Source organism: Mesoterricola sediminis, from assembly GCF_030295425.1.
GTDB classification, from domain to species: domain Bacteria; phylum Acidobacteriota; class Holophagae; order Holophagales; family Holophagaceae; genus Mesoterricola; species Mesoterricola sediminis.
In genome coordinates this window covers 1,897,082-1,918,129 of the sequence record NZ_AP027081.1, presented here as the reverse complement: position 1 = coordinate 1,918,129, position 21,048 = coordinate 1,897,082, and the positions used below count along the sequence as shown (strand labels likewise).

14 protein-coding genes are annotated in these 21,048 nt (G+C 71.2%); 13 read left to right on the top strand and 1 reads right to left on the bottom strand.

Translation table 11 applies throughout. From position 1 onward, the window contains the following. The first annotated feature begins 2 nt into the window (after positions 1–2). On the top strand, positions 3–1,166 hold the full coding sequence (locus tag R2J75_RS08470; protein WP_316411493.1) for a pyridoxal phosphate-dependent aminotransferase: 1,164 nt from the start codon (positions 3–5) through the stop codon (positions 1,164–1,166). Between the two features lie 21 nt (positions 1,167–1,187). Here the strand turns inward: R2J75_RS08470 and R2J75_RS08465 are convergent, their stop codons facing one another. After that, entirely contained in the window at positions 1,188–1,613 is a 426-nt protein-coding gene (locus R2J75_RS08465; protein WP_243334381.1) for an SRPBCC family protein, read from the bottom strand. Between the two features lie 159 nt (positions 1,614–1,772). Between R2J75_RS08465 and R2J75_RS08460 the strand changes: the two genes are divergently transcribed. The 12 genes from R2J75_RS08460 to R2J75_RS08405 all read left to right on the top strand — a co-directional run bounded on the left by R2J75_RS08460 (position 1,773) and on the right by R2J75_RS08405 (position 21,037). Beyond that, a complete protein-coding gene (locus R2J75_RS08460; RefSeq protein WP_243334380.1) occupies positions 1,773–3,050 on the top strand; it encodes an MFS transporter in 1,278 nt (425 codons plus the stop codon). A 17-nt stretch (positions 3,051–3,067) separates the two neighbouring features. Then, positions 3,068–4,561, top strand: coding sequence for a histidine ammonia-lyase (gene hutH, locus R2J75_RS08455; protein ID WP_243334379.1), 1,494 nt, complete (start codon positions 3,068–3,070; stop codon positions 4,559–4,561). After that, entirely contained in the window at positions 4,558–5,229 is a 672-nt protein-coding gene (locus R2J75_RS08450; protein WP_243334378.1) for an HD domain-containing protein, read from the top strand. Before hutH ends, R2J75_RS08450 begins: the two co-directional genes overlap by 4 nt. After that, complete coding sequence (locus R2J75_RS08445) at positions 5,226–7,967, top strand: HEAT repeat domain-containing protein (protein WP_316411492.1); 2,742 nt, start codon at positions 5,226–5,228, stop codon at positions 7,965–7,967. The genes R2J75_RS08450 and R2J75_RS08445 overlap by 4 nt, the downstream gene beginning before the upstream one ends. Next, positions 7,964–9,031, top strand: a complete 1,068-nt coding sequence (locus R2J75_RS08440) for an ATP-binding protein (protein ID WP_243334376.1) — start codon at positions 7,964–7,966, stop codon at positions 9,029–9,031. Before R2J75_RS08445 ends, R2J75_RS08440 begins: the two co-directional genes overlap by 4 nt. A gap of 32 nt (positions 9,032–9,063) precedes the next feature. Beyond that, positions 9,064–9,579: an inorganic diphosphatase gene (locus R2J75_RS08435; RefSeq protein WP_243334375.1), complete on the top strand. Its 516-nt coding sequence runs from the start codon at positions 9,064–9,066 to the stop codon at positions 9,577–9,579. A gap of 43 nt (positions 9,580–9,622) precedes the next feature. Next, complete coding sequence (locus R2J75_RS08430; protein ID WP_243334373.1) at positions 9,623–10,306, top strand: HAD family hydrolase; 684 nt, start codon at positions 9,623–9,625, stop codon at positions 10,304–10,306. A 166-nt stretch (positions 10,307–10,472) separates the two neighbouring features. Next, positions 10,473–12,506, top strand: a complete 2,034-nt coding sequence (locus R2J75_RS08425) for an elongation factor G (protein WP_243334370.1) — start codon at positions 10,473–10,475, stop codon at positions 12,504–12,506. Positions 12,507–12,614: 108 nt separating this feature from the next. Beyond that, positions 12,615–13,874 carry a CinA family nicotinamide mononucleotide deamidase-related protein gene (locus R2J75_RS08420; protein WP_316411491.1) on the top strand — a complete coding sequence of 420 codons (1,260 nt, stop codon included), beginning with the start codon at positions 12,615–12,617 and terminating at the stop codon, positions 13,872–13,874. Further along, on the top strand, positions 13,871–16,429 hold the full coding sequence (locus R2J75_RS08415; protein WP_316411490.1) for a CHASE domain-containing protein: 2,559 nt from the start codon (positions 13,871–13,873) through the stop codon (positions 16,427–16,429). The genes R2J75_RS08420 and R2J75_RS08415 overlap by 4 nt, the downstream gene beginning before the upstream one ends. Positions 16,430–16,641: 212 nt before the next feature. Beyond that, the gene (locus R2J75_RS08410; RefSeq protein ID WP_316411489.1) at positions 16,642–18,864 is read left to right on the top strand and encodes a cadherin-like beta sandwich domain-containing protein; all 2,223 of its coding nucleotides are present in this window, start codon (positions 16,642–16,644) and stop codon (positions 18,862–18,864) included. A 16-nt stretch (positions 18,865–18,880) separates the two neighbouring features. Next, the gene (locus R2J75_RS08405; protein ID WP_316411488.1) at positions 18,881–21,037 is read left to right on the top strand and encodes a S8 family peptidase; all 2,157 of its coding nucleotides are present in this window, start codon (positions 18,881–18,883) and stop codon (positions 21,035–21,037) included. Positions 21,038–21,048 lie beyond the last annotated feature (11 nt).

The window sequence follows — 21,048 nt, the reverse complement described above, 5'->3', positions numbered from 1 at the left end:
CCATGCCGTCGCACCGCCTGCCCCCGTCCCTGGAACCCAACGCCCTGTCCCAGGAGGTGGACCGGTTCCGCCGGGAGGGCCTCCCCTTCATCGACCTGACGGCCACGAACCCCACCCGCTGCGGCTTCGCCTATCCGGAGGCGGAGATCCTGGCGGCCCTCGCCGCCCCCGGCACCCTGGCCTACCACCCGGACCCCCGGGGGTCCCGGACGGCCCGGGAGGCCGTCGCCGCCTGGCACGGCCAGGGCCTGGATCCCGAGGACCTGGTGCTTGCGGCCTCCACGTCGGAGGCCTACGGGTGGCTCTTCAAGCTGCTCTGCGACCCGGGGGACGAGGTGCTGGTCCCGTCGCCGAGCTATCCCCTCTTCCACTGGCTGGCGACCCTGGAGGGGGTCGAGGCCCGGCCCGTCCCGGCCCTGGCCTTCGGCCGGTGGCAGGTGGACTTCCAGGCCCTGGAGGCGGCCGCCGGACCCCGCACCCGCGCCGTGGTGGTCGTCCATCCCAACAACCCCACGGGCCAGTTCCTCACCACCTCCGAATGGGAGGGGCTCCTGGCCTTCTGCGCGGCCCGGGGACTGGCCCTCCTGGTGGACGAGGTCTTCGTTGACTACGCCCTGGAGCCGCCCGCGGACCGGCTGGGGTCCGCCCTGGGCACCCCCGCCCCGCCCTGCCCGGTCTTCGTGCTGTCCGGCCTAAGCAAGATCGCCGCCCTGCCCCAGATCAAACTGGGCTGGGTCGCCGCCCGGGGGGCCGGAGCCCGGGCCCTGCTGGAACCCCTCACCTTCCTGGCGGACCAGTACTTGTCCGTCTCGGCCTCCGCCCAGGCGGCCGCGGCGGACCTCCTCCGCCTGGCGCCCGGCATCCAGGCCGGCCTCAAGGCCCGCCTCCGCCGGAACCTGGCGGCCCTGGACGCGGCCCTCGCCGGCCGCCCCGCCCTGACCCGGGCGCCCGTGGAAGGCGGCTGGGCCGCCGTCCTCCGCATCCCCGCGCTGGAGCCGGGCGAGGCCTGCGCCCTCCGCCTCCTGCGGGAGGCCGGGGTCCTCGTCCATCCCGGGCACTTCTTCGATATCCCCGGGGACGGCCATCTCGTCGTCAGCCTCCTGCCCGAGCCCTTTCCCGAGGGGATCGAACGGGCTGCAGCCCTCCTGGACGCCCGGGCGCGCTGACCCCGGCGTCCTCCGCGAACCTCAGTCCTGGGCGCTGGCCAGGCGGGCCAGGCGTCGCAGGCCGGGGGCCAGGCCTTCCCGGAGGCGGCGGCCCCGGGTGAGCCCGAAGAACCAGGACAGGGGGCCGGAGATCTCGATGCGGTGGGTCACCCGGGTGCCCATGGCCGAAGCCGCCTGGGCATGGATGTGCCGGATCTCCGCCAGGGGGAGGCGGACCAGGGCGGTGAAGGTCGTCTGGTCCTCCACCCGGGCCAGGCGGAAGGTGCGGGCGCCCTCGCCCCGGAGCTTGAGACGGCCCTGGGTGCCGGAGGCGAAGGGGCCCCGCAGTTCGGCCCACTGCACCCCGGGTTCCCATTCGGACCAGCAGGACACCTCGGAGAGCCTCCGCCAGACCTCGCCGGGTTCGGCGGACGTGTCCAGGGTGTGCTCGGCTCGCCACAGGGTCATCGGCATCCTTCGGGGGGTCCCTCTGGAATGAATGATAAATGACAAAACCGCTCATTCATCCAACTTTCAGGTAACCACGAAAGAGGACGTGTGTGTAAGGAAAATCCCCGAAGGTGAAAGCCAAGCCTCGCTTCGGTATGGTAGGTGGTTGGAGAAGTCATGCAGCCATCAAAGCGGGCCCAAACGGCCATTTTCTTCACCGTATTCGTCGATCTGCTGGGTTTCGGGATCGTCATCCCCATCCTGCCCCTCTATGCCAAGTCGCTGGCCTCCCACCCCTCGGGCTGGATGACCTGGGTCAACCAGGCCCTGAACCTGGTGGACCCCGGCGCCGCGTGGGCGGGGGTGGCCCTGGTCTCCTTCTCCATCAGCCAGTTCATCGCCACGCCGATCCTCGGGCGCATTTCCGACCTGGTGGGACGCAGGCCGGTGCTGTGGATCTCCCTCATGGGCACGTGCCTGGCCTACCTCCTCATGGCGTTCACGGGGCGGTTCGAGTGGGTCCTGGCGGCCCGCGTCCTGGAGGGCATCACGGGCGGGAACATCTCCGTGGCCCAGGCGGCCATGGCCGACGCCTCCCGCCCCGAGGACCGCTCCAAGGCCCTGGGCATGATCGGCGCGGCCTTCGGCCTGGGCTTCGTCCTGGGTCCCGCCCTGGCCGGCATCCTGTCCGGGTCCGTCCGCGGCCAGGCCATGCTGGCCCAGCACGGCTGGCACCTGCCCTTCTTCGTGGCCTCGGGCATGAGCCTCCTGGCCTCCCTCCTCGTCCTCATCTGGGTCCCCGAGACCCTGGAGGCCTCCGCCCGGGTCCACGCCCGCAAGGTCCAGAGCCGCGGCCACGCCCTGGCCCACGTGCTGCGCCGGCCCGGCATGGCCCGCATCCTCCTGATCGCCTTCCTCGCCATGACCGGCTTCTCCATGATGGAGGGGACCTACAGCCTGCTCTGCAACGAGCGCTTCCTCTTCGGCCAGCGCGAGGTGGGCTACATCTTCGTCTACGTCGGCATCCTCATCGTCCTCTACCAGGGCGGCCTGGTGCGGGTCGTGGCCAAGCGCGTCCCCGAGCGGGTGGCGCAGCTGGCCGGCCTCGCCCTGATGACCCTCGCCCTGCCCCTGATCCCCTACGCCCCCTGGGAGGCGCCCTTCCTGCTGGTGATGATCCCGCTGGCCTGGGGCTCGGGCATGAACACCACCGCCACCTCGGCCCTGGCCAGCCAGCTCACCCCCGCGGATGAGCAGGGCGGCCTTTTCGGCGTGCTCAGCGCCATGAGCGGCATGGGACGCATCGTCGGCCCCCTGATCGGCACCCTCAGCTTCGCCCGCTGGGGCTACGCGGCTCCGTACTGGATCGCCGCTGGCCTTGTCGCCATCGGTCTGCTCCTGGCCGCCGGCCTGCTGAAGCCCCCCGCGCAGATGCCCGAGGAAGATCCCATCTGAACTTCCCAGGAGACAGCATGATCCAACTCACAGGAAACGACCTGGACGCCCGCGCCCTGGCCAGGATCGCCGCGGGCGCGCCCGTGGCCCTGGACGAGGCCGCCCTGGCCCGCGTCGCGGAGAACCGCGCCGTGATCCAGCGCATCCTCGACGAGGGGCGCACCGTCTACGGCATCAACACCGGCTTCGGCCAGTTCGCCACCGTCGTCATCCCCCCCTCCCAGCTGGCCCAGCTCCAGCTCAACCTGGTCCGCAGCCACGCCGCCGGCGTGGGCGAGCCCCTCCCCCAGGACCAGACCCGGGCCCTCATGGCGGCCCGCATCAACTGCCTGCTCAAGGCCCATTCGGGCATCCGGCCCGAGCCCATCCGGCTCCTGGCGGAATGCCTGAACCGCGGCGTGCTCCCCGTCGTCCCCAGCCAGGGCAGCGTCGGCGCCTCCGGCGACCTGGCCCCCCTGGCCCACATGGCCCTGCTCCTGGTGGGCGAAGGCCTGGCCTGGGAGGGCGACCGGCACGTCCCCGGCGGGGAGGCCCTGGCCCGCGCCGGCCTGACCCCCATCACCCTGGAGCCCAAGGAGGGCCTCGCCCTCATCAACGGCACCCAGCTCATCACCGCCCTGGGCAACCTGGCCGCGGCCCGCCTCATGGACCTGATCCCCCTGGCGGACGAGGTCGCCGCCCTCTCCCTGGAGGCCCTCCGCGGCACCCGGGCCCCCTACGACCCCCGCATCCACAAGGCCCGGCCCCACCCCGGCCAGATCGAGGTGGCCGCGCGGATGCTGGAGATCCTCGGCCCCACCAGCGAGATCGCCGAGAGCCACCGGGACTGCCACCGGGTGCAGGACGCCTACAGCCTCAGGTGCATCCCCCAGGTCCACGGCGTGGCCCGGGACGCCCTGCGCTTCGCGGGGGAGATCCTCCAGCGCGAGCTGAACAGCGCCACCGACAACCCGATGATCTTCACCGACACCCAGGAGAGCCGGAGCGGCGGGAACTTCCACGGCCAGTACCCCGCCTTCGCCTGCGACCTCCTCGCCATCGCCGCCTGCGACCTGGCCAGCATCTCGGAGCGGCGCCAGGAGCGCCTGGTGAACCCCGCCTACTCCGACCTGCCGGCCTTCCTAACCCGGGAGGGCGGCCTGGAGTCCGGCTTCATGATGGCCCACGTCACCTCCGCCGCCCTCGTGTCCGAGATGAAGCTCCTGGCGCACCCCGCCTGCGTGGACACCATCCCCACCAGCGCCGGGAAGGAGGACCACGTGAGCATGGGCCCCATCGCCGCGCGCAAGCTCTGGAAGGCCGTGGACGCCCTGGAGCAGGTGCTGGCCCTGGAGGCCCGCATGGCCCTGGAAGGCGTCCGGATCCTGGGCATGGCCCCCGCCGAGGGCCTGCGCCCCCTGCTGGAGCGCCTGGACCGCGCCTGCCCCCCCTGGCACGACCGGCCGATGTACGCCGAGATTTCCGGAACCGCTGACGCCCTCAGGGAGCATGTGCGACAATCCCTGGCATGATCCCCTGGCGGCAGCGGTGCGAGGAGGCCCTCAAGGCATGGACGGAGGCCGACGCCCTCCGGTTCTGGCGTGTGGCCCACGCCGGACCGGAGGGTGAGCGCCCCCTTTTCGACTACCGGTTCGAGCACACCTTCGCCGCGGTGAAGCTCGCGCGCTGGCTGGCCCCCCGCGTGGGGGCCGACCTGCAGGTGGTGGAGTGCGCGGCCTGGCTCCACGACTGCCGCAAGCGCCTCAACGCCCCCGAGGCCAAGGATCACCATGCCCAGGACGCCAGCGCCGCCGTGGCGGACATCCTGGCCGGCACGGACTTCCCCCCGGAGAAGATCCCGGCGGTGCGGCACGCCATCGAGCACCACGTGGGCCTCCGGCTCACCCGGCGCCTCGAACCCCTGGAGACGGCCTGCCTCTGGGATGCGGACAAGCTCAGCAAGCTGGGGGCCGCCAGCCTGGTCCACTTCACCTGCATCGCGCCGGGCTTCCGCCCCACGGACACCGCCGCGATCCTGGAGCGGGGCCTCCGCTGGGTGGACCTGGCGCGGGGCATCGCGGACAGCATGAACACCGACCCGGGCCGGGAGGAGGCGCTGCGCCGCCTCGCCTTCCTGGAGGCCCACTATGACCAGCTCCGCCGCGAGTGGAGCGATCCCATGGAGCCCGCCGCGCCATGAAGGACTTCCAAGAGCTCGTCCAGCGTCTGTCCCTCGCCCTCAAGTCCCTCACCATGTACACGGGGGCCCATCCCAGGGCCCGGGCGGCCGTCGCCGGGGCGACGGAGTACCTGCAGGCATGGCTGGCGGACGCCCCTTCCGTCCATTTGGCCGCCTCCAATGGCCGCATGTTCCTGGATGGCCAGCCCTTCGAGGGCCAGAGCGTGCACATGGCCGGGTTCGCCCGGCTCCTGACGGAACGGCAGATCAGCGGCCTCATCCTCACCCGGGGCCTCACCGAGGAGGAACTGGAGCGGACCCTGGGCCTGCTCATCCTCAAGCCCAGCCGCATCGAGGAGAAGGGCGGCGCCCTCCGCGCCATGGCCGAACTGGGCCTCACCCACGTGGAGATCGGCCAGGTCCAGTACCGGGAGGTGCGGGAGGGCGAACTGGAGGAGGCCGAGCACGCCCCCGCCATCAAGCCCGTGACCATCGGGCTCGGGGCCGCACCCCTCGGGGCCGAGGCCCGGACCGGCGCCGGAGCCCCCCAGCCGTCCATGGACGCCCTCCGGACCCTGGTGGACCATTGGCGGCAGGCCTTCCGCAACGTCCTCGAAAGCGGCCCCAGGCCCGCCGACCGCGCCGGTGCCGACACCCCCTTCCGGGCCAGCACCGGCATCGCCCTCGATGTCGCCGGGGGCGGGGGCAGCGGCCGGTTCCCCGCGCCCTCCGGCACGGAGGGACCCGGCGGGACCGGGCCGGGCCCCCTGGAAGGAAGCGGCTGGGGTTCCGACGGTTCCGGGTCGGCCGGCCCCGGCGCGGGCGGTTCCGCCGCGGGCGATGCAGGCCTCGGCGGTCCCGGCCTGGGCGGCCCCGGCGCGGGCGGTCCCGGTCTGGGCGGTCCCGGCGCGGGCGGTTCCGGCCTGGGCGGCCCCGGTCTGGGCGGTCCCGGCGCGGGCGGTCCCGGCGCGGGCGGTCCCGGCGCGGGCGGTCCCGGCGCGGGCGAAGGCGGCGAAGGCTCCGGCGGCTGGGGGGCGACGGCCCCCGAACCGTTGCCCGACGCGCGGATCGAAGGGCTGCCACCCCAGCCGGCGGACCTCTCCGTCCTGGGCGCCACCCTGGCCGGCGCGGGCATCGGCGAGGGCTTCCCGGAGCCCCAGGCCCTCGACGCGCTCCGGAAGGCGATGCACGAACTCCCCGCGGGCGTGCTGCTCTCGGTGGTGGAGGGCATGGACACCCTGCCCCGGAGCCCCGGCGGGCTCCGGTTGGCCTTCTCGGCCCTGTCGCCCGAAGCCTTCGCGCGCGCCACGGCCTCCCTCCTGGCCAGGGGCGCCGGCCAGGACCAGCGCTGGCCCAACCTGCGGGACCGCCTCCACGGCATCCTCCACGACGGGGCCGCGGGCCCGGCGGCGAGCCTCCTGGGCGCCCTCGAGCAGGAGCTGCGGAGCCGCGGCCTGGGCCTGGAGAACATCCGGGAACTGGTGGCCCTCCTGGAATGGGACAACATGACGGTGGACGACCAGGTCCGGGCGCTGGAGACCCGGGGCAACCTGTGGGCCCTGACCCACCACCAGCGCCTCGCCTTCCTCCGGCGCCTCCTGGACGAGGGCCGGGTCACCACGTACCGCCAGGTCCAGGCCCAGGTCATCCAGGGGCTGGAAGCCCCCGACGTCCACCGCCGGGAGGCCGCCGCCCGCACCCTGGCGGGGGTGGCCAACTGGCTGGGGGTCCCCGGCCTGCCCCACGAGGCCGAGGAGGACCTGGTCCAGGGCCTGGGCGGCCATTTCCTGCGGGAATCCAGCCTCCAGGTCCACAAGGCCACGGTGGAGGCCCTGGGCATCACGATGTGGGAGCTGATCGCCCGCGGCGAGCCTGGGCGGGCCCACACCCTGGTGGATGCCCTGGCCCGGCCCCTGGCCGGCGGCGGCGATCCCATGCGCCTGGAGGCCCTCGCATGGCTGAAGGCCCGGCTCGGCCAGCCCGAGGCCCTCGCCCGGGTCTTCGAGCTGCTCCACACCGCCAATCCCGAGACCCTCCTCACGGAGCTGATCCCCTACCTCGAAGCCGTGGGCGCGCCCGCGGCGCGGGCCCTCGTGGCGGTGCTGGGCGTGGAGGAGGACCGCAAGCGCCGGGTCCGCCTCGTGGAGGTCATCCGCGGCCTGGGCCATCTCGCCCTCCCGGCCATGCACGAGGCCCTGGAATCGGACAAGTGGTTCCTCGTGCGGAACACCCTGAACATCCTCACCGACCTGGGGGACGCCAGCGCCCTCCGGCCCGCCGAGGCCTGCCTCTCCCACCCCGACGGGCGGGTTCGGCGGGCGGCAGTCCGGACCGTTTGGAAGCTGGGCGGCGCGAACGCCGTTCCCGCCCTCCTGGCCGCCTTTGGCCAGGCGGACGCGGAAACACTCCTGGAGATCATGTTCGCCTTCGGCCAGATCCGCGCCGCCACCGCCATCCCCCTCCTGGGCCAGTTCGCCCTGGACGGCCGCATGCCCGAGAAGCTCCGGGCCCGGGCGGCCGAGACCCTGGGGCTCATCGGCGAACCGAAGGCCCAGGCGGTCCTTGAGGACCTCCTCCGCCGGAAGGGCCGCATCTTCACCACGGCCGAACCCACCGAGGTGCGCCTGGGCGCCGCCAAGGGCCTCCTGTCCCTGGGCACCCCCCAGGCCCTCGGCGCCCTCCGGGCCTTCGTGGAGCGGGAGCCCCGCAGCGCGGACCGCCCCCTCCTCCAGCAGGTCCTGGAACAGGCCCGGCCGTGAGCGTCCTGCCCGAGCCCCAGCAGCTGATGGAGGCCTTCGCGGCCTTCACCCAGGCTTCGGAGCAGCTCCAGCAGAAGTACGAGTCGCTCCAGGGCCAGCTCCAGCAGCTGGGCAACGAGCTCCAGACCGTCCTGGAGACGGTGCCCTACGCCATCTGGGTGCTGGGGGTCCACGGGGAGCTGCGGTTCACCAACCGCAACCGCGGCCTGGACGGCGTCTTCCTGGACGGCCCCGCCCCCTGGGAGCCCCAGGCCCCCGAGGGCCTGCGGCGCTTCCGCACCCAGGACGGCGAGGACCGGTTCATGGAGCAGGAGAACCGCCCCACCGACACCGGCCAGATCATCACCCTCCGGGACGTCACCGAGGCCCACCTCAAGGCCCAGCAGGCCACCCGGGAGGAGCGCCTCCAGGCCATGGGCCTCATGGCGGCGGAACTGGCCCACGAGATCCGGAACCCCCTGGGCAGCCTGAGCCTCTTCGCGGGCATGCTGGTGGAGGACCTGGCCCACATGCCGGCGCAGGCCGAGCTGGCCCAGCACATCCAGGCCAGCGTGGAGCGCCTGAACACCCTGGTGGCCAACACCCTGACCTTCTCCCGCGACATTGTGCCCAAGGCCCGGCCCTTCGCGCTGGCGGAGTTCTGGGAGGAGATCCGCAAGGCCAGCGGCCTGCCCGAGGACGTCGGATGGGAGAACCGCATCCCCGCCCGGGCCTCCTGGACGGCCGACCCCGACCTGCTCCGCCAGGTGGGGGTGAACCTCGTGCAGAACAGCCTGCGGGCCCTGGAGGGGCGGGAGGCCCCCCGCCTCGTGCTCCGCGCCGCCCAGGAGACCCTGGAGGGCCGCGCCCACTGGCGGCTCACCCTGGAGGACAACGGCTGCGGCATCGCGGCCGAGGCCCTGGCCCGGATCTTCGACCCGTTCTACACCACGTTCGGGGGCGGCACGGGCCTGGGCCTGGCGGTCAGCCATCGCATCCTGATGGCTCATTCGGGGCTCATGAACATCGAAAGCCGCCAGGGCCAGGGAACCAAGGTCCACCTGCGCCTCCCCGCCGGTCTCTGAATGTGAGACCATGATTCAGCATTGGAGGCTCCATGTCGTTGCACATGATCGGACCCGGGAAACTCTCGCCCAACGTGGTGAACGCCGTCGTCGAGATTCCCTACGGGTCCCGCGTGAAGTATGAGATCGATCATGTGACCAGCCTCGTGAAGGTCGACCGCGTCCTCTATTCGCCCCTGCACTACCCCGCCGAGTACGGCTTCATCCCCCACACCCTGGCCCCCGACGGCGACCCCTGCGACATCCTCGTCCTCATCGTGGGCGCCACCTATCCCGGGACCATCATCGAGGCCCGGCCCATCGGCATCCTGCGCATGTCCGACGACAAGGGCCAGGACGACAAGATCCTGAGCGTCGCCCTCACCGATCCCAACTACATGCACGTGCAGAACCTGGCCGATCTGCCGCCCCACCTGCTGCGCGAGGTGGAGCACTTCTTCCTGACCTACAAGAACCTCGAGGCGAAAGATGTCGTCAGCCGGGGGTGGCAGGGGAAGGAAGAAGCCCTAGAGTTCATCGAGGAGTGCATCCAGGCCTACCGGCACTAGCCAAGCGGCGAACCCGGCGGCCCCATCCCAAAGGAGGACGTGCATGGGTTTGATCTGTTTCGATCTCTTCGGCACCCTGGTCGATCCCCTCAGGGCGATGGAGCACTGCCTGGGCAGGACCTGCGCCGAGCTGGGCCTGGACGTCCCCGCCCGCGCCGACGTGGCCCGGTTCATCGGCCACCCCCCCCGCGAACTGGTCGCCAGCCTCCCCGGCCTGGCGCCGGCCCGGGTGGACGAAGCCTTCGCCCGCTACTGGGCCCATGTGGAGGCGGACGGCATCGCCAAGCAGCGGGAGTACGAGGGCATCCCCCTCATGCTCACCCGGCTGAAGCGCCAGGGGCACAGCCTCTACCTCGTGACCGTCCAGCCCACGAAGTTCGCGCGCCGCGTGCTCCACGAGTTCGACCTCCTCCTCTGCTTCGAGGCCGTCTGCGGGACCACGCCCCAGGCGCCCCAGGCCCGGAAGGCCGACGTGCTGGCCCAGCTCCGCACCCAGGGCGTGGCGCTGGACGGGGGCTACATGGTGGGCGACCGGGGCGACGACATGACGGCCGGCCGCGGCGCCGGCCTCATTCCCGTGGGCGTCACCTACGGGTACGGCGGCCCCGCGGAGCTGAAGGCGGCGGGGGCCGAGCACCTCTTCAACAGCCCCGCGGAGCTGGACGCCTGGTTCCGGACCCGCTACCCCGGCGCGGAGATCCGCGACGCCTTCTCACTGAGCGAATGAAGGTCCATCCGGGCGCCTGAAGCCCTGTTGAGACGGGCTCTCCAGCCCCGCCGGAGGCCTGTCTCCAAGGGGGGCGCGGGCCCGGGGATTTTGGGTTGCCATTCCGGGTCCGAGTAGGGACACTGGCTGGAAATCCCTACCTCTGTGACATACCAAGGAGACACCCGTGTCAAAGCCCCCCTCAGCACCCCGGGTCGCGGCCATCGTCGGGCCGTACATGTCCGGAAAGACCACCCTTCTTGAATCCCTGCTCCACGCCGCCGGCGCCATCCCCCGCAAGGGGACGGTGAAGGAGGGCAACACCGTGGGCGATGCAGCCCCCGAGGCCCGCGCCCGGCAGATGAGCGTCGAGGCCTCGGTCGCCGCCACCACCTACCTGGACGAGACCTGGACCTTCATCGATTGCCCCGGCTCCGTCGAGTTCAGCCAGGAATCCGCCAACGCCCTGATGGTGGCCGACGCCGCCGTCGTCGTGGTGGAGGCCGACCCGACCCGCGCGCCCATGGCCGCCCCCATCCTCAAGTTCCTGGACGACCACGGCATTCCCCACACCATCTTCCTCAACAAGGTGGACAACCTCACGGACCCCGGCAAGATCGCGGAGACCCTGCGCGCGCTGCAGCCCATGAGCCCCCACCCCCTCGTCCTGCGCGAGTACCCGATCCACGCCGGCTCCTTCATCACCGGCTACGAGGACCTCAGCCTGGAGCGCGCCTTCAAGGCCAACCCCGGCCACCCCTCCGAGCAGATCCCCATCCCCGACACCATCAAGGACGAGGCGATGATCGCCCGCCAGGAGATGCTCGAGGCCATCAGCTCCCTGGACGACGCCCTCATGGAGAAGCTCCTGGAGGAGCAGGTCCCCACCCGCGAGGAGGTCTACGCGACCCTCACCAAGGGCTTCAAGGGCGACCAGATCGTCCCCGTCCTCCTGGGCTCCGCCGACAAGGACCTCGGCGTCCGCCGCCTCCTCAAGCTCCTCCGCCACGAGGCCCCCGAGGCCGGCGAGACCGCCCGGCGCCTGGGCATCGTCCCCGGCAAGGACGCGGTGGTGCAGGTGTGGAAGACCGTCTACGGCCAGCACGTGGGCAAGCAGAGCCTGGCCCGCGTCTGGAGCGGCGAGGTGTCGGAAGGCATGACGTTCTCCGCCGGCCGCCCCAGCAGCATCACCAAGCCCTTCGGCGCGAAGCAGGAGAAGGTCCTCAAGGCAGGCCCCGGCGAGATCGTGGCCCTGGGCCGCATGGAGGGCGTGAAGACCGGGGCCGTCCTGGCCGTGGGCAACCCGCCGGAGATCGCCTGGCCCGCCCCCATGCAGGCCATGACCGCCCTGGCCGTGAAGTGCGCCAAGAGCGGCGACGAGGTGAAGCTCTCCACCGCCATCCAGCGCCTCCTGGACGAGGATCCCTCCTTCGCCCTCGAGCAGAACGCCGAGACCCAGGAGCGCGTGATCTGGGGCCAGGGCGAGATCCACCTCAAGGTGGCCCTGGACCGCATCCGCCGCTGGGGCGTGGAGGTGACCTCCTCCCAGCCGACGATCCCCTACCGCGAGACCATCCGCAAGCCCATCAAGCAGCACGGCCGCTACAAGCACCAGTCCGGCGGCCACGGCGCCTTCGGCGACGTCCACATCGAGTTCAAGCCCCTCGCCCGCGGCGAGGGCCTGAAGTTCAGCGACACCATCGTGGGCGGCGTCGTGCCCAAGCAGTACATCCCCGCCGTGGAGAACGGCTTCCTCGAATTCGCCAAGCAGGGCCCGCTCGGGTTCCCCATGGTCGACGTCGAGGCGGTGCTCTTCTTCGGCAGCTTCCACACCGTCGACTCCTCCGAAATGGCCTTCAAGGCCGCCACCCGCGTGGCCATGGTCGAGGGCCTGCCCCAGTGCAACCCGGTCCTCCTCGAGCCCATCGTGGAGATCCACATCTCCGTGCCCTCCGAGCACACCAGCAAGGCCCAGAAGATCATCACCAGCCACCGCGCCGGCCAGATCCTGGGCTTCGACGCCAAGGCCGGCTGGGAAGGCTGGGACGTGGTGGACGGCTACCTGCCCCAGTCCGAGCTGCAGGGCATCATCGTCGAACTGCGCAGCCAGACCCAGGGCGTCGGCTCCTTCACCTGGGCGTTCCACCACCTCCAGGAACTGGAAGGCCGGGACGCCGACAAGGTGGTCGAGGCCCGCAAGAAGGCCCTGGCTGAAGCCTAGAAGCCAGACGTTCGTCCTTTTCCCCGGTCCAGGCGCACCCCGCCCGGGCCGGGGAAAAAAACATCCGGCGGCGGCCCGGAGGCCCCGCGTTGGCGCTAGGCTAGGGCCATGCTCCGCATCGAGACCCTCGCCATCGGCTCCGAACTGCTCGAGACCCCGCGCCTCGACACGAATTCCGTCTGGCTCGCCCAGAGGCTGGCGGAGATGGGGCTGGGGCTCCACCGCAAGACCGCCGTGGGCGACGACCGCGAGGACCTGCGCGCCCTCTTCCTGGAGGCCCTGGAGCGCTCCGACGTCATCCTCTGCACCGGCGGCCTCGGGCCCACCTTCGACGACTTCACCAAGGAGGTGTGGGCGGAGATCCTGGGCGCCCCCCTCGTGGAGGACCCCGCCTCCCGCCAGGCCATCCTGGACTTCTACGCCGCCCGGAACCGGGTGCCGCCCGCGGCGAACTTCAAGCAGGCCCTCATCCCCCTCGGAGCCGTGCCCCTGCACAACCCCGCGGGCACCGCCCCCGGCGTCTACTGGGAGGACCCGCCGGGCCACCCCGGCCGCCGGATCATCCTCTTCCCTGGCGTGCCCCGGGAAATGAAGATCATGTGGGAGAACCACGTGGCCGCCCGGCTCGCGCCCTGGGCCAGCCAGCCCCGGCGGACCCTGCGCATGGTGTTCGGCTCGGTGCCCGAGAGCGCCCTCGAGGAGCGCACGCGCCCCGCGCGGGAACGCCACGGCGACCTGGCCTGGACCATCCTGGCGGGCCTCCACCATGTGGAGCTGCTGGCCAGCGGCCCCGACCCCGCCGCCCTGGAGGCGGCCCTGGCCGACTTCCGGCGGGACCTGGGGCCGGACCTGGCCTTCGTCGGCCCCGAGGGCGGCATCGAGAACGCGGTCCTGGACCTGCTGCTGGCGCGCGGCGAGACCCTCGCGGTGGCGGAGAGCATGCCCGGGGGCAACCTCGCGGCCCGGATCACCGCCGTGCCGGGCGCCGGCACCGCCTTCCTGGGCGGCGCCACGGTGTACACCGCCGCCTCCAAGGCCGCCCTCGCCGGCCTGGATCCCGCCTTCATCCAGGCCCACGGCACCGTGGGCGAGCCCGTCACCCGGGCCCTCGCCGAGGGCATCCGGGCCCGCCTGGGCGCCGACTGGGGCCTGGCCGTCACCGGCAACGCCGGTCCCACCGAGGACAAGGACGGGCCCGCCCCCATCGGCACCTGCTTCGTGGCCGTGGCCGGGGCCGCCGGCACCGAATGCCGGCGGTTCAACCTGGCAGGCGGACGATTCGAACTCCAGAACCGCGGCGCGGCCTGGGCTTTGGACCTGCTCCGGCGTATGCTGCTTCCCAACCAGGCAGAGCCCACCTCACCGTGAACCCCCTCGACCAGCGTGTCCTGCACCGGAGGCCCGGCATCGCCGGCCTGGTGCTGGCCCTGGGCCTGGGCGCCGCCCTCGCGAGCGCCCTGGGGGTGCGCGCCTTCCTGGTGCGCCAGACCGCGGCCCGGCTGGAGGCGGAGGCCGCCAACGCCCGGGAGGACCTGGACGACACGATGCTGGCCTACCGGGACCTGCTCCTGGGCTTCCGGGCCCACACCCACGCCAGCCTCAACCTGAGCCGGGAGCAGTTCCGCCAGTACTTCGCCTCCCTCGACCTCCGGTCCCGCCACCCGGGCCTCCTCGCGGTCACCTACGCCATCGAGGTCCCCGGCGCGGACCGGACCGCCACCGAGACCCGGCTGCGGAAGGAGATGGGCGACCCCGGCTTCGCCATCCGCCCACCCGGGGACCGGGACCGCCACTTCGTGATCCTCTTCGCCGAGCCGCGGGAGACCAACCTCACCTCCGTGGGCATGGACACCCGGGTCCTGCCCCTCCAGGCCGCCACCATCGACCGGGCCCGGGACGCCGGGGACCTGGTGCTGACCGGGCCCATGAAGGTGCTCCAATATCCGGGGCCCGACCTGGGCCTGCTCATGCGCGTGCCCATCTACCGGGGATCGCCGGAGACCCTCGAGGCGCGCAGGGCGGCCTTCCTGGGCTGCATCACGGGGGTCTTCCGCGCCCGGGGACTGGTCGAGGAATCCCTGGGCCGGCGGCTGCTCCGCCACGTCGAAGTGCGCATCCTGGACCTCGGCGGGCCGGGCGAGGCCCCCCAGGTCGTGTACGGCGGCGACCTGTCCCCGGGCGGCACCCGGACCTCGATCCAGATCCCCGTCGGCGGCCGCACCTGGCTCCTGGAACTGCGGGCCCGGCCCCCCTGGCTCGGCAGCCAGAGGTGGATCATCCCTTCGGGCGTATTCCTCAGCGGCGCTCTCATCAGCCTGCTGCTCTGGGGCCTCATGACCTCCCTGGCCCAGACCGGCCAGCGGGCCCGCCTCATGGCGCTCCGCATGACGGACCAGCTCCGGGAGCAGGAATCCCGCACCGAGGCCATGGCGCTGGCGGCGCCGGACCCCCTCGCCGTGGTGGACGCCCAGGGGCGCATCCTGACCCTGTACGGGCGGCACAGCACGGTCCTGGGCCTGGACCGGGCCCTGCTTCCCGGCGCCCGCGCCGGCGACGCCCTCCCCCCCGAATCCGCCTCGGCCTTCCTCGCCGGCATCCACCAGGCCCTGGCCACCCACCGCCTCCAGACGGTGGTCTTCCGGGCGGAGGGGGACATCCACGTGGAAGCCCGCATGCTGGCCATGGCCCAGCCCATCGAGGGCCAGGACTGCGTCGTCGTGTCCCTGCGGGACATCACCGAGCGCCTCCGGTCCGAGGAGGCGGTGCGCAACCGGCAGAAGCTCGAGAGCCTGGGTGTCCTGGCCGGGGGCATCGCCCACGACTTCAACAACTTCCTCTCGGCCATCCTGGGCCACGTGAACCTGGCGCAGGAGAGCATCCCCGCCGGCAGCGAGGCCCAGCCCCTGCTCCGCCGCGCCGAGTCGAGCATCCTCCGCGCCGCGGAGCTGGCCCACCAGATGCTGGCCTATTCCGGCCGGGGCAGCTTCAAGGTGGAGCACCTGGACCTCAACCGCGTCGTGGCGGACATGGCGGAGCTGCTGTCGGTCTCCATCTCCAAGAAGGCGGCCCTGGACCTGCGGCTGGCCCCGGTCCTCCCCCCCGTCCTGGCCGACGCCGCCCAGCTGCAGCAGGTGGTCATGAACCTCGTGACCAACGCCTCCGACGCCCTGGGCGACACCCCCGGCGGCATCACCATCGAGACGGCTTCCGCGGACCTGGACGCGCGGGCCCTGGAGGCCGGCTACCCCGGCCAGGGCCTGGCCCCGGGTCCCTACGTGCGGCTGCGGGTGACGGACACGGGCTGCGGCATGGACGCGGAGACCCTCAAGCGGATCTTCGACCCCTTCTTCACCACCAAGGCCACGGGCAGGGGCCTGGGCCTCTCCGCCCTCCTGGGCATCATCAAGGGCCACGGGGGCGGGGTGCGGATCTCCAGCCGCCCCGGCCAGGGCACCACCTTCGAGATCCTCCTGCCGCCGTCCGGCGCCGGCTCGGCGGAGGACGCCCCCGAACCGGGCCGCGCCCAGGTCCCTCACCGCCTGGCGGGGCACGCCCTGGTGGCCGACGACGATCCCATGGTGCGCAGCGTCCTCTCCGGCATTCTCGCGGGGCGGGGCCTGGAGGTGACGGAGGCCGTGGACGGCCTGGAGGCCGTCGAGCTGTTCCAGGCCGGACATGGCCGCTTCGACGTCGTGCTCCTGGACATCACCATGCCCCGCATGGACGGGAACGAGGCCTTCCGCCGGATCCGCGCCCTCGCGCCCCAGGTCCCGGTGATCCTCGTGAGCGGCTTCACGAGCCGGGAGGTGGCCCAGGCCCCCCTGGGCACGGCTCCCGCCCGGTTCCTCCAGAAGCCATTCAAGGCCGGAGAGCTGGAAAAAATGGTGGAACTGGTCCTGGAGGGCCGGCCGGGTCATAGCTGAGCAGTTCCCCCCGCGGATCCTGCACCTCGCTGCACGGGGCCGGGAAATCTGTCCCTCCGCGCGGATAAGACTGTATCTCCGCCCCGTACTTTGGAATACTTCATCAACTACACCTTCACAACCCAACGCTTCTGACAGGAGGCCTGCAGATGCCATTCTCTATTCCCAAACGGCTTGCCCTATCCGGACTTCTGGTCTTCGGCACACTGATCGTGTCGGTCGGGTGTTCCTCCTCGACCCAGCACCAGCCGAACTCCGACAACCGCCTCAGCGCCCTCTCCGTTTCCGCCGGCGCCCTGACCCCCGCCTTCAACATCAGTACGGACAGCTACCGGTTGACGGTGGACGGCTCGGTCACCTCGACGACGGTGACGGCCACCGTGGACCACCCGTCGGCGACCCTCCAGATCAACGGCGCCGCCGCCGTCAGCGGGCAGGCCTCCGCGGCCATCCCCCTGCCCGCGGGCGCCACCGCGATCCCGGTCACGGTCACCGCCGAGAACGGCGTGGCCCACACCTACACCGTCACCATCACGCGCGTGCTGAGCACGGACGCCACCCTGTCCAGCCTGGCCCTCTCCAAGGGCATGCTGTCGCCCGGCTTCTCCACCGCGGTCAAGACGTACAACGTCGGCCTGTACAGCAACCAGCCCAGCGTCTCCGTCCTGGCCATTCCCAATCACCCCCGGGCCAAGGTCAGCGTGAACGGCCAGGCCGTCACCAACGGCGCCAGCAGCGCCCCCATCCCCCTCGCCGTGGGCACCACCCCGATCCTCGTGGTCGTCACCGCCGAGGACGGCACCACCGTGTCCACCACCACCGTCGCGGTCCGCCAGCTGGCCGCCAACATGCCCGTGTGGGTCACCAGCTCCCTGAACGGCGCCGCCGTCCCGAGCGCCCTGCTGACCCTCCTGAACGACCAGGGCGACGTGCTCGAGTCCGGCATCCCCGTCGACGCCACCGGCTACGCCAAGCTCTGCCTCGATCCCGCGGGCAAGTACACCCTGTTCGCCAAGGGCACCGGGACCGCGCAGGCCTCGCTGGCCCTGGACGCCTCCAAGGAGACCTCCGCGAACATGTACTGCTTCAACCTGGGCATGACCAGCTTCCCGGCCTCCGCGCCGAAGATCACGGCCATCTCCACCAGCTCCGACGCCGCCACGTGGACGCCCGTGGGCACCAACTTCGAGACCCTCGTCTCCAATATCAAGTACCTGAAGGTCACCGCCATCGGGACCGCCGGCATCAGCCCCACCGCCTGGTCCGGGTTCGGCATGGGCATCAACGTGGACGCGGCCGCCTGGTCCAACGCCATGCTCTCCCCCGTCGCCGAGGTCGAGAATTCGGTCCCGGTCGTCGTGGACGGCCAGCCCTACTACCAGAGCACCTACATCTTCCAGGTGGCCTTCAACAACCTCACGGCGGCCGGCCAGCACACCATCGACGTCGTCGTCTACGACGTGGCCAACAACCGCGCCGAGCAGAAGCTGTACGTCACCGTGACCAACCCCGTGACGGTGCCCGCGGACCCCGACATCTCCGCCCTCCAGCCCACGAGCGTGTTCAACGTCCTGAACACCTACGGCATCACCCGCGAGATCTTCGCCGTCACGCCCATCGACAACAACGGCGTCTTCTATCTCCCCCTGGTCCAGTTCAGCGTCCTCTCCGGGACCACGGCCCCCGGCATCCGGGGCGTGGAGCTCTACCGCTCCACGGACGGGACCAACTTCACGAAGGTCTCGACCACCCACTACTCCAGCCTCAACAAGGGCAGCAGCGGCATCTACTCGGTCTATGACGCCGACCCCAGCCTCAAGGAAGGCGTGACCTACTACTACAAGGTCCGGGCCTTCACCGCGAACACGGCCACGAACGGCGGCTACAGCCTCGATTCCGCGGCCATTCCCAGCCAGTTCATGCCCCCCTTCACCACGCCCCTGGTCTCCCCGGCCATGAGCGCCGTCACCACCACCCGGGCGCCCAAGTTCACCTTCGGCATCACCAACCCGGTCCTGTGGGACCCCGCCGTCTCCGACTACTTCTACTTCTACCTCTACATCAAGGACAAGGTCGGGTCCGGCATCTTCGGCCAGGCCTACCGCTACAACTTCGCGTCCCTGAAGTTCGAGAAGGCCAGCGGTTCCTCCTGGATCGACGCCACCGCGGACTGCGCCATCAGCACCGACAAGACCCAGGTCAGCATCCAGTTCCCCAACGCCACCACGCTGCTGCCCGGCAACACCTACGAGTGGAGCATCTTCGGCACCAAGGGCAGCGCCAGCTACACGACCTCCGACTCGGCCTACTTCCTCCACTATGTGCCGGGCACCAACACCCAGGGCCGCGCGCGCTCCTACGGCAGCGTGTACGAGAAGTCCTACGGCGCCGTGAACGGCTTCTTCACCCTCACCCTTGATCCCGCCGCCCAGTAGGAAGGTGACCATGCGAATGCCACGTTACGGAAACATCCTCTTCGCCCTCGCGGTCGGCCTCGGCCTGGCCGGCCTCGGCTGCGGCAAGTCCAGCCCCGCCGCCCCGGGCGCCACCGCGACCACAACCACGCCCGGCACCGGAACCACCGGCACGACCGGAACGACCGACACCGCCGCCTCCACGGCCCCCCTCCTCCAGTACGACTTCTACACCCCGGTCTCCGAGGAGGGCCTGAAGGCCGACACCAACTACGGCTACCTCATCGCCAAGACCCCGACGACCTTCAAGGAGGGCCTCTTCACCGCCCAGGGCCTCGAGATCGTCGGGAAGTTCACCCTCGACGGCTACAACTACTACCGGCTCCACAAGGAGGCCGGGATCATGAACGCCCTGGCCGACCTCAAGACGACGCGGGGCGTGATCTTCGCCGAGCCCGAGCTCATGGAGAAGACCACGGCGGGGATCGTCTACGACCATCCCGACCCCCGGGCCCTCTCCGAGGAATACAGCATCTTCCTCACCCACGCCAAGGACGCCTGGACCACCTTCGGCTTCGGGCCCAACAAGCCCACCGTCGTGGACGTGGACACCGGCATCAACTACGCCCATGAGGACCTGACCGGCAACGTCACCCACGCCTTCTCGTGGTACAACCCCACCACGACGACCACGGCCCTGGCCGCCTACAGCGATCCCGTCGACCTGATCGGGACCACCCAGACGAACACGGACGGCAACGGGCACGGCACCCACACGGCCGGCACCATCGTCGCCACCGGCAACAACGGGAAGGGCGTGGCCGGCGTCTGCTGGCAGGCGAACCTCGTCAGCTACAAGGGGCTCTCCGACGCCGGCAGCGGCGGCACCTGGGCCATCTACGGCTCCCTCTACCACCTCATCCAGTGGAAGAAGGCCAACTACAACCACACCATCCCCGTGAACATGTCCCTGGGCGGCACCTCGGCCAACCAGTTCGCCATCGACATGATCGAGGCCGGCCTGCGGAACAACGTCGTGGTCATCGCCTCCATGGGCAACACGGGCCAGAACATGGCCCAGTATCCCGCCGCCTACTCGGGCGTCATCGCCGTCGGCGCCACCAACGGCGCGGACAAGAAGGTGCACTTCTCCACCTCCGGGCGCCACATCTCCGTCTGCGCCCCGGGCTACAACATCCTCTCCTGCGACGCCTTCGACGACGGGAGCTACGCGTCCGAATCCGGCACGAGCCAGGCGGCCCCCTTCGTCACCGGCCTCGTCACCTACATGCTGACCTTCGCCCCCGACCTCACGCCGGCCCAGATCAAGACCTACCTGGAGTCCAACACCGACCTCATCGAGGGCGCCACCGGCTTCACCGAGACCACGGGCTGGGGCCGCGTCAACGTCCTGAAGACCATCGGCGCCGTCGTCGCCGACGTCAACGCCAGCAAGGCGCCGGCGTCCAACTACATCAACGCCGAGCTCAAGGTCAAGACCGTCAACACCCTGAACGGGGGGACCCTCACCCTCACCGGGGTCCCCGTCCACCTCTACAGCTGCGACGCGGCCGGCAAGATCGCCAACTACGTGGGCAGCTCCATCTCCATGGCGGGCAGTTTGGCCGGCACCCTCGGGTCCGGCAACCCCGTCCCCGAGGATGGCGTCTGCTTCTTCAACCTGCTCAAGCCCGGGACCTACGTGGCCAAGGGCCTCTTCAGCGGCGCCCTGGGCACCAGCCCCGTCTTCACCGTCGCGGCCGGCGCCACCAGCATCCCCGACCTGACCGTGACCTTCGCCCTGCCGATCTACAACATCCAGACCCTCCCCGACGCGGGCAGCACGGGCGTCGAGGACGACATCATCACCGTCTGGAACCCGGCCGGCACGAAGATCGCCACCGTCGACAGCGGCAACCTGGACTCGGCCCAGCTCCTGCTGACCACCTCGGGCACCTACACGTTCAAGATCGGCCCCTACACCACCAGCACGATCGGCGAGCACGCCCTGTACGTCTCCAACGGCTCCTACGGCGCCGACACGGCGCCCGGCACCTACGCGGCCCCGGCCACGGGGGCGCTGGCCGGAAGCCAGAGCCAGGTCCAGGCGACACCCCAGGCGATCAACCTGAACCAGCTCTACAATTGCCTGCTGACGACCGCCGGCAACTACTACAGTTTCATCGTTCCCTGAGCGCCCCGCGC